We start from the raw sequence: 16,308 nt of genomic DNA, 5'->3' as shown, positions 1-16,308 counted from the left end.
ACGGATACCGTTCCCGGAGGAATTCAGGGGATTGCATTACGCATCTGCTGGTTATCAGCCACTCATCACCACTTAATATCCTGAATCCAGACCCCGTCGTCTCTCAGGAACCCCCGACAAACAGAGGCTGAATATAATTACTATGATTCTTAATACTGACGATCTGCGTAGCGAAGCAAAACGCGTACTGCCAGGATTTGTTTTTGATTACGTTGATGGCGGCGCCGGGGATGAGAAAACCCTGCAAATTAACCGTCGCACCTTCGACCAATGGCTGTTTGCACCGTCGGTGTTACGTGATGCCAGCCAGAGGGACCTTTTTGTTACTCTCGGCCGTAGTCGTTTATCCGCTCCACTGCTGGTGGCCCCCACGGGTTATAACGGGATGCTGCGCCATAATGCCGACCTGATGCTGGCTCAGGCAGCTGCACAGGCGGATATCGGCTATATACAAAGTACCGTGTCCACTGCCGCGATGGAGTCGGTCGCGAAAGCTTCGTCGGGGGATCGCTGGTTTCAGTTATATGTTCTGAAAGACCGTCAGGTCACCCGGGATCTGATAGAGCGTGCAAGCCGGGCCGGCTGTTCCGCACTGGTGGTCTCAGTTGATGCTGTTCATTTTGGCAACCGTGAAAGGGATAAACGCCATTACCGGCGGCCAATGAAGCTGTCATACCGCGCTATGGCAGGTATCGTCCTGAAACCCCGCTGGTTCTGTACAACGCTGCTCCCTGCCGGGATGCCCGGATTTGGTAATCTGCTGCCTTATCTGCCCCCGCAATACCGTAAAGGCGCTGGAGGAGCAGGATATTTTGCCAGTCAGATGGATACCACGCTGGACTGGGAAACCCTGAAATGGATACGCTCACTGTGGCAGGGCGATTTATACATTAAAGGATTAATGACCCCGCAGGATGCCCTGCTGGCAAAAAGCATCGGTGCCAGCGGTATTGTTATTTCAAACCACGGCGGCCGCCAGCTCGATGGCACACTCAGCCCACTGACCGTGCTTCCTGAAATCCGACGCCAGACAGGTCCGGATTTCACCCTGCTTATCGACAGCGGCTTTCGCCGGGGTACCGATATCGTCAAGGCACTGGCGCTGGGCGCTGATGCGGTATTACTCGGGCGGCCATTACTCTATGCACTTGCTGTTGGCGGCAGGGCGCAACTTGACCGGACCCTTACAGCACTGATTGATGAGACTTCTCTGACACTCGCGCAGTTGGGCTGTACGTCGCTGCGAGAACTGGGTCCTGAACTACTCTATACGCCTTCGGGTCAGAGTGCCGCCAGATAACCACCATCGACATAAAGTATCTGGCCAGTGATATAGCGTGCCGCCGCTGAACTTAAAAACACGGCGGCCCCCTGCAAATCTTCAGTTTCACCAAATCGCTGCAACGGAATTTTCTGTTGCATGGTTTCGCGCCATTGGCTGTCACGGTAGAACACCTCGGTCAGTTCAGTTTCGAAATAACCGGGTCCAATGCCATTAACACGAATGCCTCGTCCGGCCCATTCGGTGCTCAGTGCACGGGTCAAACCTGCCAGCCCGGATTTGGAGCTGCCGTAGGCTGCTGCACCGGCGACACCCACCAGGCTGGTCAGTGAACAGATATTGATGATGCTGCCCCCGCGTCCCGCTGCCAGCATCGATTTTGCAGCAGCCTGAGCACAAAAAAAGGCGCCTTTCAGGTTGGTCCCGACAATTGTGTCCCACAGTTGTTCGGTGACATTTTCAGAGGCACAAATCTGTTCTGTACCGGCATTATTTATCAAAATATCAATCACCCCGGCAGCAGCAATCGCGCTTTCGATAGCCGGAGTATCCGTCACATCCAGCACGATGCCATCGGCGTGAAATCCCTGACTGCGTAGCTGGTTTACAACCTGATCGACACTCTTCTGCCTCCGACCACTAATCACTACCGCAGCGCCAGCCTCTGCCAGGCCCGTGGCAATAGCCAGGCCAATCCCCCGCGTTGCACCGGTAATCAATGCACGTTGGCCATTCAGTGAGAAAGCGTTAATTCTGTTCATGGTTGAATCACCGTTTTAAGATAGCCGGACTGTCCAGCCAGCAAGCGCTGATAAGCTGCCGGTACGTCATCCAGTGGAATCGCCGGCGCGGTCAGCTGTCGTAACTCCCTGGTCAGCCCCGCCATCACACCCAGTGCCTCCCGCTGCTCATTGCGAAATACGCTACAGCCCACCAGGCTGATTTCCTTCTCGACCCAGTAGTTAATATCCAGCCCGGCGGAATCATGGAAAATACCCACCAGGGCTATCTTTCCTCCTGCTGATATTTGCTCACTCAGCTGCCGCAGCACCGAAGAAATACCGGTAGCTTCCACGGCATAACTGAAGCGAGCTGCGGGTTGCAACGGAATCACCGCTGCCAGCCGCTGATAACGCTCATCATTAGGCTCTGCAAGCTGTATCTGGCAGCCTTTCAGCCGATGTAACAATAAGGCGACCAGACCACCAATAGTGCCACCACCGGCAACTTTTACACTTGCACCCTCGGGTGGATTCAGCTGTCTGACAACCCGCAATGCCACGCCCAGTGGCTCACTGAGCACAGCAATATCGTCCGGAACCTCATCAGGAACCCGTACAAGGTTTCGTTCAGGTAACCAGACCTGTTCGGCAAATCCGCCGTCGAAGACTTCCCCGACAAAGCCAAGCTTTTCGCAGAGCTGGTAATCCTGGCGCTGGCAGGCATCGCACTTGTCACACCACACTCGTGAGTCGGCAACGACCCGACACCCCGGGGGGAATACGTGAGTACTCTGCCGAGCGGTAACCACTCCGAATAATTCGTGGCCGGGGGTGACAGGCTGACCCGCCATCCACTTTCCTGTCCTGAAATTATGCAGATCAGAGCCGCAAATTCCGGCACGTAATACCTTTACCTGCACCCAGCCAGCGGGCGGAGTGCACACAGTTTTCCGTTCAACCCTCAGATCTCCTGGTGAATAAAGAACCACGGCTTTCATTTGCTACTCCCCGGGTAAAGAATTTCAAATCAGGTTGTTAAGCCATTCACTGAAATCATCATCGCCTTCACTGCCTAACATGACAGCCACTGACAAACCGATCGCAGAGCTGACCGGATTGTGTTGGGCCGCCGCTCCGGCACGTAAATCCATTACCAGCGTCGGGCAACAGAATAAAGCCAGCCGGATAATCCGTTGCCAGTCCTCCGGCAGCCAACCCTTTGCTTTAAGCGCCGCCAATAGCGGTTTCCAGTACAAATCGCCTTTGCTGACCAGAAACGCTTCGCGCAACGGGGTGAGTTGCCAGTTGTGAGTCACGTTAATCTGATTGTTTTGCACTGATACCGTGACACTGTAACGTTTTGCCGCATCCTGTGGCTCATACAGCCAGCATGGGTGGGCAAAAATATTATGAAACGTCGCTTTAATCTCAGCCAGTAGTGACGGAATCGCACTCCCGGCAAAGGCCGGATCAAAACTGACCAGACGGGGTGGTTCCCCCTCCTCATACCAGATATTGGCGTTATGAGCATCACCATGAGCGACCACTACTCCCTGCCCGTTAAGGTAATCAGGATTCAGTCGCCGGCCGGATTCAAGAAACAGGGATTCCAGGGTATGGGGATATAACACGCCGTTAATACACCACTGCATATCTTTCAGGTGCTGCCACTCAATCTGCTGGTCTCCGAGCAGAAAAGTTTTGTCGATATAGAATGTGGCGACCCTGCCCCCCAGCCCCGGCGTGACTCCGTCAGAGATCAGCCGGTGATAAAATAACTGATGAATGGCTTCACCGGCGATTTCTTCTGCTGTGGCCTGGCGCAATGTCGGCAGAGTTTGCCTCAACAGATGTTCATCCGCTTCACGCTGTGCGATCACTATCGGTGCTATCGCCTGCCAGTCATGCCGGGTTTCAATGTCGCGGCAGACATCGGCCAGTCGCCGGTCGTTGCGCAGGCTATACAACAGAATTTGACGGCCTGGCTCGCCGCAGGTAAACAGTGGTACATCGACCGCAAACCCATGCTCCCTTAATAATTCTGCACGGTAATATTCCTCAACCGTGCTCTCCTCACCTTCTTCGTGGTGATATTTAAAAAAGAAGGTCTTTTCATCATCCAGGGTGACCCGGCCATTCAGCGAATTAAGACTGTACTGATCACGGTTTATCGTCAGCGATAGCGCCTTACGGCCGGTCACTTCGCTGATCAGTTGTTTTAGCTTTTCTGCTGCCGCCTGCCACTCCCCCTGTCGGGTTAATCGCCGGGCTTCGGCAGCCAGCGGCGGTCGTTGCAGCTCACTCATCATGACTGCCCTTCAGTAAACCCTGACGGATATCAGATACCGCCAGTGCATGACCCGGGAATCCCTCATATTCAGCAAAACGTTTGGCATTCGGGGCCAGAGTCTGATAACCCGTCGGGGTCACCCAGGCTACCGATATCCGTTTCATATAATCAAACACCGACAACGGCCCTGCCGTTTTCGCCGCGCCATTAGTCGGCAGTACCGCATTCGGGCCTAACATAAAATTACCCAGGGTGATTGGCGTATGCGGGCCAAGTAAAATCTCACCGGCATTGCGAATACGCATCATCACTTCCATCGGTTCACTGGCCAGAATCTCGAGATGTTCCGGCGCGTAGCCATTGACGAATTCTATTGCGGTGGCGAAATCTTTAGTCAACACCACCCCACCGTGAGTACCGCCCAGTACCGCCTGCGAAAAACCGGCGCGCTTCTCGCCAATAGTCTGCCAGTAACCCGGCAGTGCTTCGATCGCTTCACGGGCAACCCTCGGGCTGGACGTTACCAGATAAGCGGAAGAGTCCGGTCCGTGTTCCGATTCAATCAACAGATCCAGTGCTGCCAGCGCTCCATTTACCGAATCATCGGCCAGGATAATACTTTCACTCGGGCCGGCAGGAACGCCGGGATCGATAAGCCCTGACAACTGGCGTTTTGCTGCCACTACCCACGGGCTGCCGGGGCCAACAATTTTCAGACATTTAGGCACGGTATCTGTACCGTAAGCCACTGCTGCAACTCCCTGGGCACCGCCGCACTTATAGATATCTTTAATCCCCACCAGCCGTGCGGCCACCAGCGTAGCATCATCAACCCGCCCATCCGGCCCCGGAGGGGTAATCACTACCGGCAGTGGAACCCCGGCGACTACCGCCGGAACGGCCGTCATGATAAGCACACTGGGAAACGACCCCTTACCCCGCGGAACATAACAGGCGACGGAATCGATCGGTACATGGCGGTCACCGGCAAATGCGCCGGGTAACATCTCTTTAAACCACATCTCTTCGGGTTTTTGCGCTTCATGAAAAGCGCGAACATTAGCCACCGACAGCCGCAGAGTTTCGACAACCTCAGGGTCCATACGGGCGAATGCTTGTTCAAACTCTTCTTCGGTGGCTTTCAGAGAAAAATGTTCCGGCACCACACCATCAAATTCACGGCCAAAGCGGATTAAGGCTTCATCTCCTTCGGTTCGAACCGCTTCGATAATCGGCTTAACCTTTTCGGTAAAAAACGACAAATCAGATTCAGTACGGCGAAACAGGTGCGCCGGTAATTCATCGGCCAGTGAGAGATCGTGAAAAGAAACAGTCATAACCCATCCTTAATTATCAATAAACGGTAGAGTGCTGATGGATACGTTGCAGGACTTCGTGCTGCAGATCGGTAAATTCAGCGGTGCGGTTAATCCCCTCATGACGAGGCCGCTGTAGCCCTACTTCAAAAGTGGTATCAATATGGCCCTGGCCCATAACCACTATCCGGTCAGACAGCCAGACCGCCTCTTCAATATCATGAGTGACAAACATCACTGTCAGGCGGTGCTTCTCCCAGATTTCGATCAGCAACTGTTGCATCTGATGACGGGTCATCGCATCCAGTGCACCGAAGGGTTCATCCATCAGCAAGATTTTCGGCCGGTAAGACAGCGCTCTGGCGATGGCAACGCGCTGTTTCATCCCACCGGAAAGTTCACCCGGCCAACGGTCGGCGGCAGCGCCGAGTTTCACCAGTTCCAGATGCTGCTGAGCAATCTCACGACAGTCACGGGCCGGGGTACCCGCGGCTTTCAGGGCAAATTCGATATTGCCGCGAGCGGTCAGCCAGGGAAGCAGCGTATACGACTGAAAAACCACCCCGCGATCGAGCCCCGGTCCGGTAATCGATTGACCGTCAACCCGCACGTCGCCGCTGTCAAACTCTTCCAGTCCTGCAGCAATTGATAACAAGGTACTTTTACCGCAGCCGGAGGCGCCTACCACAGAGACAAACTCATTGTCATTCAGCGTCAGATTGATTTCTTTCAGTACCCGACGACGGGTTTTACCCACAGGAAAGCTCTTTTCAAGCTGATGAAGTTCGAGGGTGGCCATTAAGAACGCCTCCGGTTGTAGCGAAACAGAATTCGCTCGGCACCACGCATCAACTGATCGGTAATCAGTCCCAGAATGCCAAGCAACAGGATGTAGCCGATAATGGTATCGGTCTGGAAATAACGCTGAGAGACCACAATCCGGTAACCCAGTCCTGAAGTGGAAGCCACCAGCTCAGCAAGCACCAGCCATGTCCATGCCCAGCCAAGACTGATACGTAACGCATCCCAGATAGCCGGGAGTGCAGAAGGAATCACTATCCGCAACAGGATCTTATGGTCTGGCATACCCAGTGTTCTGCCCAAACCGACAAAATCTCCCGGAACGCGTTTCACCGCATCCATCATCATCAGTACCTGCTGGAAAAAGGTACCAATCCAAATCACCAGAAATTTCTGGCTGTCGTCGGTCCCGGTCCAGAGAATAGTTAACGGGACAAAGGCCACCACCGGCATATAACGAATAAAATCGACCAGTGGCTCAAAAATCGCCTTAAATAATCCATAACAACCCGCCAGTACCCCGATGATAATCGCCATTACCGAAGAAATAGCAAAGGCGATAACAATCCGGTACAGACTGCTGCCAATATCACTCAATAAGGTCCCATTCAGAGCCAGGGCAACCATCCTGTCCCAGACCCGGTCGATACCCGGCAGGAAAATTGGCTTAACATAACCCCCGGAAGTCGCCAGCCACCAGGCCAGCAACAGGAAAACGAACACTGCCACCGAAATTGACAAAAATTGAGCCCGGGAGGGGGTTTTTCCGATAGTCAGCAAATTACCGCGTTTTTTACGCACTGGCGGGCGCCGCGATAGCTGCGGTTTAGGGGTGCTCATAAAGACTCCACACAAAGGCAAAACTCTGTCGGCTGCCGACAGAGTTACAGAAAAAAATGACTAGGGTGCATCGACAAAACTGGCATCAATACTTTGCGCCGGAGTGACCGGAGCACTGACAATACCGGCTTCGGTTGCCGCTTTCAGGATGTGCGGGAAGGTTGTGGTAGTGAAATCATGTGACAGTATTTTTTTATTATCCGCCAGTGAATAGTAATGAATTCCGTCAAACGCCGTTTTCAGATCATCCGGAGAGGCGCCTACGGCTTTAGAAATCACCGCCCGTCCTTCACTGGTATGCGCATTATAGTAATCCAGCGCCTCGCCCCAAGACTTTATCAGCGCCTTAATCTCCTGCGGATGAGCCTTAATATAGTCATCACGCACCACCAGCACGTCACTGATTAGACCTGGATCCGATGCTCCACTATAGATCACTTTCAGATCAGGATTACCTTTGCGGGCAACCGTCAGATAAGGTTCATAGGTGACAGCGACCGGGACGCGTCCGGCAATAATAGAATCCCCGGCGGAAGCGGCTGGCATCGGCACCGGTTTAATATCTGAATATTTCAGGCCGGCAGCAGCCAGTGCGCTGCGTAACAGAATATCGCTGGTACTACCTTCTTCATAGGCCACCTGCTTCCCTTTCAGGTCTTTGATTCCTGCCACGCCTTTACCTGCCAGCATGGCATCTGCGGTATTACTCTGATCGAGCATCATCACGATTTTGACCGGTAGCCCGGCGGAAATCATCCCCATTGCAGTATGGGTGGCAATGTTTGCCACATCAATCTGCCCGCTGGCCAGGGCGGCGTTAATATCTTTATCTTCAGTAAAATTAATGATGTTGACCTTTTTCAGGCCTTGTTTCTCAAATATGTTCTGACCGGCAGCCACATACCATTGCCCGTAACCGAGCCAGGGTTCGATACCCATTTTAACTTCAGTGGTATCCTCTGCCTGCGCTACTGTGGCCGACATCCCCATTGCCCCAGCCCAACACAGAAAAGCCACTGTCTTTGTTAAATTACGCACTGAAAACATTAAGGTACCCTTCCGTCAGAGTCAGCAGAAGGCCGGAAGTTATCCGGCCATGTATAGACAATCCCATGCAAGCAGGATGCCAAATCTTACAGCCTGCCTGCGTAGGTGACCGGCCAGTATCAGGCAGAATCTGAGCGCAACAAATGCTCCTGTATAGTGCATTGCACTATCAGGATCGGGCATCGGAGCCGGGTTAATCGTTCAGGAAGGAGAATGGCAGAGTTGCCAGCAGTAGAGAAACAACATTACGCGGCTGTTGTCAGAACCCGGGTTATTTACAGACGGTGTTTCTTCAGCCAGTGGTCGGTAATATCCGCCAGTTTTTCCGGTTGTTCCAGGGGGATTATATGCCCGCTATGTTCCACCACCACCGATTCAGCCTGAGGAAACCTTTCTGCCAACTCCGTAGCTTCCTCCGGCAATCTCAGGTTATCCTGTCGGGCGCTGATCACCAGCACAGGGCAACTAATATCGGCCTGTGGAATATCGGTCCGGTCAAGTAATGACTGCGTCCGGAACACCTGTGCACCCAGCGTTCTGCCCATCGCTCTGATTCGCTCTACCTGTTGCGGATCACCAGCATGATCCGGATGCAGTGAATTTTTAATCGCAGACGGACTTAACCCCTGAAAACTTCCGCCCAGTGTCGCGGCAACAGCCTCCTGTTTCCTCTGTTTCTGTTGCGGTGTATCGTCACGCAGTGATGTCGCTATCAGTATCATTCCAGCCACCCGTTGCCCGTATTGCGCGGCCACAGTCCTGGCGACATACCCTCCCAAAGAAAAACCCACAATCACAAAGCGTTCAGGCAGACGGTCTGCAAATCCGGCAGCAATATCCTGCAGAGTTTCTCCTGGCGACAGTGGCAGACGCAGATAACTTCGCCCCGTGGCGACGTTTTTCAGGTAATCATCCCACAGGGTTTCATCCAGCATAAAGCCGGGCAGTAATACGACAGGTAAAGGTTGAATAAAAGTCATTGTTCTCACTTCAGTCATACTGATACAGGGGTTTTGTCATCTGGCGGGAAAGCTTGTCAGATATCGTTATTTCGCCACCGTGATGCCGCTGGTTAAGCTGTGAATTTAGCGGGGAAATAGTCAATGAAATTATTAATCTGTGCGTTGTTGCTTTGCAGTGTAACGGTACAGGCAGCCCAACTGACCATTGGTGATCAGAAAGGCAATGCCAGGGCAGTGATGGAAGCTGCCGGTGAACTCAGTCATTTACCTTATACCGTCAGGTGGGTGGAATTTCCAAATGCAGCCCCGCTGCTGGAATCTCTGAACTCCGGTCATCTTGATGCGGGTATGGTCGGTGACGGTCCGCTGGCTTTTGCCGTCGCTGCCGGGGCAACCGTCAAGGCTGTGCAGGCATCACAGTACCTGGGCAATGGCATTATCGTTAAACAGAACAGCCCGTTGCATAACATCCACCAGCTTCAGGGCAAAACGGTTGCTACGGTGAAAGGCTCTGCGGGTCAGAATCTGGTGCTGGCAGCACTGGCCAAAGCCGGTATGCCAGCGGACAGTGTCCGGTTTGTGTTCCTTTCCCCGGCGGATGCTTCCCCGGCTCTCGATAATGGTTCGGTAGATGCCGTTGCCAGTTGGGAACCCTATGTGTCATTTGGTTTATACCAGTCTGGCGACCGTCTGCTGGTAGATGGAAAGAATTTCCCTGTGTCCAATTACCTGGTGGCTACCGATAAGGCTATTGCCGGTAAACACGCTACGTTACTGGATTTTAGCCAACGACTCTCGCGGGCAAGGACCTGGGGGCTACATCATCCCGAGGCTTATGCGCGGACCATCAGCCGGATTCTGGGGATCCCTGAAAACGTGACATTAAGTAAGGTTAAACGTGAAGATAACTCACCTGTCAACGATCTCAGTCTGTTGCTTGTCCGTCAGCAGGCAGCAATCGATACCTTTACCCAAACCGGACTGATTAAACCAGGCCTGAAGGCCGGGAGTTTGCTTAGCCGCGACTTTTTCTCTGCACCTAAGGAGCCGCAGCCATGATGAATCTTGCGTTATATCTCGATGCGGGTATTCATCAGGGCGGATGGCGTTATCCTCAGGCAGCCAGGGATAACGGCAGTCGCTGGCCGTTACTGCGCAGTATTGCGTTACGTGCAGAAGCGGCAAAGCTGGATATGGTGTTTATTGCCGATAAGCTGGCTATCGATGATATCTACGGTGGCGAACTGACAGCTACTGTCAGAAGTCGACCCCAGGGTTGGTCAGAACCGCTGACCTTGTTGGCGGCTCTTGCGGCAGTCACCACACACATCGGTCTGGGAGGCACAGTCTCTTCCTCCTACTCGCTCCCCTATACCGTGGCGCGGCAGCTGGCAAATATCGACCATATCAGTGAAGGCCGTGCGGCCTGGAATGTAGTGACTTCGGTCAGTGATGCCGAGGCACGTAATTACGGACGACCACAACACTATTCTCACAGCGAACGTTATCGCCGCGCCGCCGAATTTATCCCGCTGGTACGGCAACTGTGGGATAGCTTTGCCGGTGATGCCGTCGTCAACGACCAGCAAAATGCGCTGTTTGCACGCCCGGAGCGCTTCCGTTATCTGAATCATCACAGTGAGTGGTTTAGTGTTCGTGGACCTTTAAATATCCCGCGGCCGCCACAGGGCTACCCGGTCACCCTTCAGGCTGGCGTGTCTGAGGAATTTATCGATCTTGCCGCACGCTATGCCGAGGTGATGTTCGTCGTGCAACCGGATCAGCAACGCGCTGCCGCCTTCTGTCAGCGGATTAAGCAGAAAGTGGCATTGGCCGGGAGGCAGCCACAACATGCGCGCATCTTACCCGGCATTGTACCGGTGATAGCTGAAACACGCGCGGCGGCAGAGGAGAAAAAACGTCACCTTGATTCGCTGATTACGGTGGATTCTGCGTTAAGCTTTATGTCAGCCAGCATGAATCATGATTTAGGCCGGTATCCGGTTGATGAGCCGGTGCCGGATATTCGTGAAGTTATCACCGGCAGCAAAGGCCGGTTTAATTTTGTGATTAGTCAGGCAATTGAACAGCAACTGACCTTAGGGCAGATGGCATTGCGTTATGCAGAAAGCCTGTCATTTCCTTCTCCGGCCGGCACTGCCGATGATATCGCAGCAATGATGGCCGAATGGTACCAGGCCGGAGCCTGTGACGGATTTGTGATACTGCCGGCCTATCTGGAAACTGACAGAAACCTGTTTCTGGACGAGGTGGTCCCCAGGCTGCAACGGGCAGGCGTTTTCCGCAATGAATATCCGGGGAAAACCTTACGCGATACGCTGGGACTGAGCGTGCCTGAAAATCCATTTTTCCCGTCTTAATAAACACACCTTACCACCTCCTGAAGACTTTAGCGGTCAGTGTTTTTCAATTGGACTGGGCCTGACCGGTGGCACATGGGGTTTTAGCCAAAAGGTTATCATCCTGAATACAGGTAAGGGTCAGTGGAAGACCCAATTGTTTGATTACAATACTGTGATTAACCAAAAAACACTGCGTTGAGTTTATTCTGAGATGATGCTAGTCAATAAATCCACCCAATGCCCGCCATCCGGCTGGCGGTTCTTCAGATAAGGAGTCATTAAGGATAGAGGAGTTTTATCGACGAAGTTGAGATAAACAATGAATTTTCATTAGGCGATTTAAGTTCGGTAAAGCCCAGTTGGCGGTAAAATTTTCTGGCCCCCTCATTCAGGGCATCAACAAACATACCGTGTATCCCGACCGCGTCAGAAGCTTTTGACACGACTTTCATTGCATGCGCCACCAGTATTGCACCATAGCCATTGCCCTGAAGCGAAGTGTCTATCGCAAGTCTGCCCAGAGTTATCGCCGGAGCATTAGAATAAGGGATTTTCTTCTGCTGGCTTTTAGAAGGCAAAGACTCTCTCTCAAAACTACTGCCTGAAAGCGTATAGTACCCCACTATCTTTGGCTTATGGTCGTCGGCGATAAGAACATACCCGCGAAGAATGTTTCTTTGATGCTGTCTTAACAGGTGTTGTCTGACAAAAATATCGAGGCTTTGTTCGCCGCAGCTGAAGGTATTCAGGTCGTACTCAAAAGCCTCATTGATCATCTCTATTTTATAATTTACTGTCACCTTGCTGCTCCATAGATGCGAGGCGTTCAGCAGCTCGTTTCAGACGCTCATTAGGTGCTGTTGGGTGGGAAATGGCCTCCATCACCAGATTCCATGATTCTTCGCTAAGAATCAGTCTGCGATGTCTTTCCATAACCAGTTCGGCTCTTTCTGCGGCGCTTTCAACCATAAACTGGGTAATACTTTGGTTATTCATTGCCGCAGCTTCCTCGATCATACTTCTGGTCTCGGTGTTTAATCTTAAATCGATTCTTTCTTTTTTTACGGCGGTCATAAGCACTCCGGAGGTTTACGCTGTTGAGGTTTGGCTGACATGACTTACTATGTGCATTAGTCGTCGCATCACAAACCGCCCAGAAATGTACGGATAAACTCCGTACATGAATTGTAATGCGCTACAGCGTTGCTATCAATAACCGATTTAAGCTGGCGCACTTTATGTCTCCGGGGTTCAGGCTGAACGGGGGGGGCCTTCCAAAAACTGCCGGATAAGGCTCGTCACCTGTCCTGCGGATTCCAGCATCGGATGATGTCCGGTCTCAGGCAGCAGTGCCAGCTCAGATGAAACCAGCGAGTGAGCGATCTCCATACTGAGTTCAGGCGGTGTCGCAGGATCATCCTCACCACAGATAACCAGTACCGGCACGGTGATATCTGGTAACAGTGAACGTATATCTCCCCGGGTAAACACCGCTGCGGTGAGTGCCAATGCCATCGCCTGCGGGTCCTGGTGCAACATCCGTTGGCGATCATCTGCAGCCTGCTGTGGAAACTGTTCCAGCCAGCGGCGACTGTTGAGCAACGGCTGTATCCGGTCAAACAGCTGACTGCGTTGCTGTTGTGTCCCGTTTTGCAGAATTTCGCAGCGTAACTGCCAGTCTGTTATTCTGAATTCAGGCTCTTCCCGGGCACTGGTACCTATCAGAACCATCCGTTCCACCAGTTCCGGAAATCGTGCCGCCAGCCGGATTCCCACCATTCCTCCCTGGCTCTGACCAATAAAGGTCACCGGGCGATGAAACAGTTCCTGAATCATCAGCGCCAAATCTTCGGCAATAGTATTGAGCGTCCAGCCGGAAGGAGAATGGCTACTCTGTCCGTGGCCCGGCATATCCATCACTATGCAACGGTAGCTCTGGCTCAGAACTTTATACTGTGCGCGGAAAGCCTGGCCGTCCAGGAACAACCCGTGCGCAAACAACAGTATCGGCCCTTCTCCGATATCCAGATAACGGTAAACCGTACCGTTTAACCGAACCTGCTGATGGACAGGTTGTTGCTGCACAGTAAATGCCTGTTTCAGTAGCAGTGAATCTTCATAAATCTGATAACGGCAAATCTGCTGATCTCTGACCGTAAAATGGATCACCATATCGCTGCCAACGGTCTGGCCGGTGGATAAAATAGTATGGCGGAAACGACCAATAGCCAGTACGTTTTCCTGATCACCATAATAATGGCTGATAACAAACTCCCTGGCGTGGAAGTTCTGCGGGAAACTCTTCAGCCAGGTGACAACCTTCTCCCTGCCCTGTAATAATCCGACAGTGCTCACCCCGGGGTCGCCATCCACATGCCATACCACATCATCGCTCAGCAACCCTGTCAGCCTGCTGATGTCTCCTGCGGCAAAAGCACTGAACCAGTTCTCGGCCACCTGCCGGCTGTCGGTAAATTTCCCGGTAATTGTTGCCTGCATACATAACCCCTTTCGTTGTCGAATCTGCCATCAGTGGATGACGAAAAGTATATGTTTGCTATTTACGGAGAAAAACCACTACTATCAGCAAATCATTTTCCATAAAAGGAAAACAGCATGCCGGCTTCCGCTCCCGACTGGGATGATATCCGCTTTTTTCTTAATGTAGCCCGCAGCCAGAGCCTGACCAAAAGTTCTGCCCAACTTCATGTCAGTCAGTCTACGGTGTCCAGGCGCATCCAGTCGCTTGAACAGCGTTTACAGGTCAGCCTGTTTACCCGCCATCAGTCCGGCTATTACCTGACTGAGTCCGGCCGTGAACTGTTACAGTACGCGGAGCAGACCGAAGAGAGTATTCTGCGGCTGGAGAATCATCTGACCGGTACTGACCGGCGCCCCGAAGGTAACGTCCGGCTGGCCACCACCGATTTACTGGCAAGCCAGCTGATTATTCCGGCATTACCCGAATTCAAACGCCAGTATCCCCGAATCAGGCTGGAGATAATCACCGGCATTGCTGAGGTATCCATGTCACGTCATGATGCTGATTTGGCATTACGGATGGTACGGCCACAACAAAATACCCTGAAGGTGAGACGTGCCGGAGAAATCTGCTGGTCGGTACTGGGTCATCAGGATTACCTGCATCGTTCTCCGTCAGAGACACAGTGGCAGTTTGTCTGCTGGGACAGCGCCTGGCAGCATCTGCCATCGGCCCGCTGGGTCAGTGAACATTTTCCACAGGCTGAATCTGCTCTGGTCACCACCAGCCTGAACCACCAGTTATCTGCCGTAAATGCCGGACTGGGCGTGGCGGTACTCCCGGATTTTGTCACCCGCCACTACCCACAACTGCAGGCCGCTGGCGACAGACAGCAGATTTATCGTGAAACATTATGGATGGTGAGTTACGGCGAATTGCTGGAATCCGCACGGGTGCGGGCAGTGGCTGACTTTCTGCTGGAGGTGATGGCTTCAGACCCGGCGCAAGCCATCACCGGTAAACCGGGCTTTCCGCGCTGACGCATGCGCCCGGCGACCGCAGACTTCAGGTCAGCAGACCGGAATGCCCCTGGCAGTCAGCGTGGCAGTAATCCCATCTCCCGGAGACGGGAAAAACTCTGTCGGGTATCGCCCTGCGGATGATATTCCATACTGGTCCAGCCCTGATAGTTGAGCTGTTCCAGCAGTGAGAAGAGTTTCTCAAAATCCACATCCCCGGTACCTGGCTGATGACGGCCTGGCACATCGGCAATCTGGATATGGTCAATCCTGTCGATAAACGCCGGTAACACTTTAAACGGGTCTTCACCGGCGCGCAGAGAATGATAGAGGTCATACTGAACCCACAGATTGTCAGTATTCAGGCTATCCAGAAAACGCACCGTCTGTCCGGTACCTGACAGTAGAGCCCCGGGAACGTCATTATGATTTATCGGTTCCACCACCATGCGGATCCCTTCCGCTTTCAGGCTTTCTGCGGCATGTTCAAAGTTTTGTTTCAGGGTACTCCAGGATTCAGGGGTATCTTCTGCCGGACCGGAAGGACAATTGATCCTCGGGGGATGTAACTGCCGTCCATAATCTGTGGCCAGACTGACTCCCTGCTGATATTCATCGACCCGCCCTGCCTGCCCGGCGAAGCCACGATCACCGGCATCCCAGTCGCCCAGTGGCATATTAAATAACACCAGTTGCTGATCATGCTTTTCCAGTGCCTGTCGGATTTTTTCAGCCGGCCAGGGATAGGGGAAAAAGAACTCTACCGCCTGAAAACCATCTTCGGCGGCCACTGCAAAACGGTCAAAAAAATCATATTCGTTATACAGCATGGTCAGGTTTGCTGCGATGCGGATCATCAGGGTTTCCTTCTGCTTACCGGTCCCCACTCACAACCTTCAAGCCGGGACCGCACCATTGAGCACTCATCTGAGAGGCGGTTTTTTTCCGTTCCCGTGGCATCGACAGAGCTCCACCCCCACAGGTAACCTGCTAAACCGCCAAACTCAGATGAACATAAGTTTATTTATTGTTCATATGAACAATAACGGTTGAAAGCACTGCCGGTAAAACTCTGCACACCTATTATGTGATTCCGCGCATAACTTTTAATTAACAACCACAAAGCAATCACCCTGAACTAAAAAAACCTGGGTCTGATCACAGAAAGTTGTATTTATTAGGGG

Annotated in this window: 16 protein-coding genes; 4 read left to right on the top strand and 12 right to left on the bottom strand. The window is 52.7% G+C overall.

Features of this window, described 5'->3' with window-relative positions; all coding sequences use genetic code 11:
- Positions 1–142 precede the first annotated feature (142 nt).
- Entirely contained in the window at positions 143–1,300 is a 1,158-nt protein-coding gene (locus tag HA49_RS04200) for an alpha-hydroxy acid oxidase (protein ID WP_038020676.1), read from the top strand.
- Here HA49_RS04200 and HA49_RS04195 read toward each other — a convergent pair.
- From HA49_RS04195 to HA49_RS04160, 8 genes are all read right to left on the bottom strand, one after another.
- Positions 1,282–2,043: an SDR family NAD(P)-dependent oxidoreductase gene (locus HA49_RS04195; RefSeq protein WP_038020675.1), complete on the bottom strand. Its 762-nt coding sequence runs from the start codon at positions 2,041–2,043 to the stop codon at positions 1,282–1,284. The two genes, HA49_RS04200 and HA49_RS04195, sit on opposite strands and share 19 nt — an antisense overlap.
- Entirely contained in the window at positions 2,040–3,002 is a 963-nt protein-coding gene (locus tag HA49_RS04190) for a zinc-dependent alcohol dehydrogenase (RefSeq protein WP_038020674.1), read from the bottom strand. Before HA49_RS04190 ends, HA49_RS04195 begins: the two co-directional genes overlap by 4 nt.
- Before the next feature lie 24 nt (positions 3,003–3,026).
- A complete protein-coding gene (locus tag HA49_RS04185; RefSeq protein WP_156994597.1) occupies positions 3,027–4,310 on the bottom strand; it encodes a hypothetical protein in 1,284 nt (427 codons plus the stop codon).
- A complete protein-coding gene (gene hisD / locus HA49_RS04180; protein WP_038020672.1) occupies positions 4,303–5,631 on the bottom strand; it encodes a histidinol dehydrogenase in 1,329 nt (442 codons plus the stop codon). The genes HA49_RS04185 and hisD overlap by 8 nt, the downstream gene beginning before the upstream one ends.
- A 16-nt stretch (positions 5,632–5,647) precedes the next feature.
- Positions 5,648–6,409, bottom strand: coding sequence for an ABC transporter ATP-binding protein (locus tag HA49_RS04175; RefSeq protein ID WP_038020671.1), 762 nt, complete (start codon positions 6,407–6,409; stop codon positions 5,648–5,650).
- Entirely contained in the window at positions 6,409–7,251 is an 843-nt protein-coding gene (locus HA49_RS04170; RefSeq protein ID WP_046791667.1) for an ABC transporter permease, read from the bottom strand. The genes HA49_RS04175 and HA49_RS04170 overlap by 1 nt, the downstream gene beginning before the upstream one ends.
- Before the next feature lie 60 nt (positions 7,252–7,311).
- Positions 7,312–8,235 carry an ABC transporter substrate-binding protein gene (locus HA49_RS04165; RefSeq protein WP_245610149.1) on the bottom strand — a complete coding sequence of 308 codons (924 nt, stop codon included), beginning with the start codon at positions 8,233–8,235 and terminating at the stop codon, positions 7,312–7,314.
- A 338-nt stretch (positions 8,236–8,573) separates the two neighbouring features.
- Positions 8,574–9,278: an alpha/beta fold hydrolase gene (locus HA49_RS04160; protein WP_038020669.1), complete on the bottom strand. Its 705-nt coding sequence runs from the start codon at positions 9,276–9,278 to the stop codon at positions 8,574–8,576.
- A 123-nt stretch (positions 9,279–9,401) separates the two neighbouring features.
- On the opposite strand from HA49_RS04160, the gene HA49_RS04155 reads away from it, so the two are divergent.
- On the top strand, positions 9,402–10,319 hold the full coding sequence (locus tag HA49_RS04155) for an ABC transporter substrate-binding protein (RefSeq protein ID WP_038020668.1): 918 nt from the start codon (positions 9,402–9,404) through the stop codon (positions 10,317–10,319).
- On the top strand, positions 10,316–11,641 hold the full coding sequence (locus HA49_RS04150) for an NtaA/DmoA family FMN-dependent monooxygenase (protein ID WP_084706362.1): 1,326 nt from the start codon (positions 10,316–10,318) through the stop codon (positions 11,639–11,641). Before HA49_RS04155 ends, HA49_RS04150 begins: the two co-directional genes overlap by 4 nt.
- Positions 11,642–11,901: 260 nt before the next feature.
- Here HA49_RS04150 and HA49_RS04145 read toward each other — a convergent pair whose 3' ends face one another.
- The 3 genes from HA49_RS04145 to HA49_RS04135 all read right to left on the bottom strand — a co-directional run bounded on the left by HA49_RS04145 (position 11,902) and on the right by HA49_RS04135 (position 14,122).
- Positions 11,902–12,399: a GNAT family N-acetyltransferase gene (locus HA49_RS04145; protein WP_038020667.1), complete on the bottom strand. Its 498-nt coding sequence runs from the start codon at positions 12,397–12,399 to the stop codon at positions 11,902–11,904.
- Between the two features lie 7 nt (positions 12,400–12,406).
- On the bottom strand, positions 12,407–12,697 hold the full coding sequence (locus HA49_RS04140; RefSeq protein ID WP_038020666.1) for a type II toxin-antitoxin system TacA family antitoxin: 291 nt from the start codon (positions 12,695–12,697) through the stop codon (positions 12,407–12,409).
- A gap of 177 nt (positions 12,698–12,874) precedes the next feature.
- Complete coding sequence (locus tag HA49_RS04135; protein WP_038020665.1) at positions 12,875–14,122, bottom strand: alpha/beta fold hydrolase; 1,248 nt, start codon at positions 14,120–14,122, stop codon at positions 12,875–12,877.
- Between the two features lie 117 nt (positions 14,123–14,239).
- Here HA49_RS04135 and HA49_RS04130 point away from each other — a divergent pair, with 117 nt between their 5' ends.
- Positions 14,240–15,145 (top strand): LysR family transcriptional regulator, encoded by a 906-nt coding sequence (locus tag HA49_RS04130; RefSeq protein WP_038020664.1) that lies wholly within the window; start codon positions 14,240–14,242, stop codon positions 15,143–15,145.
- Between the two features lie 56 nt (positions 15,146–15,201).
- Here HA49_RS04130 and HA49_RS04125 read toward each other — a convergent pair whose 3' ends face one another.
- Complete coding sequence (locus HA49_RS04125) at positions 15,202–15,981, bottom strand: hydroxypyruvate isomerase family protein (RefSeq protein ID WP_038020663.1); 780 nt, start codon at positions 15,979–15,981, stop codon at positions 15,202–15,204.
- Positions 15,982–16,308: the final 327 nt, after the last annotated feature.

It is taken from the genome of Tatumella morbirosei, assembly GCF_000757425.2.
GTDB classification, from domain to species: Bacteria; Pseudomonadota; Gammaproteobacteria; order Enterobacterales; family Enterobacteriaceae; genus Tatumella; species Tatumella morbirosei.
This window is presented reverse-complemented; position numbering and strand designations above follow the sequence as displayed.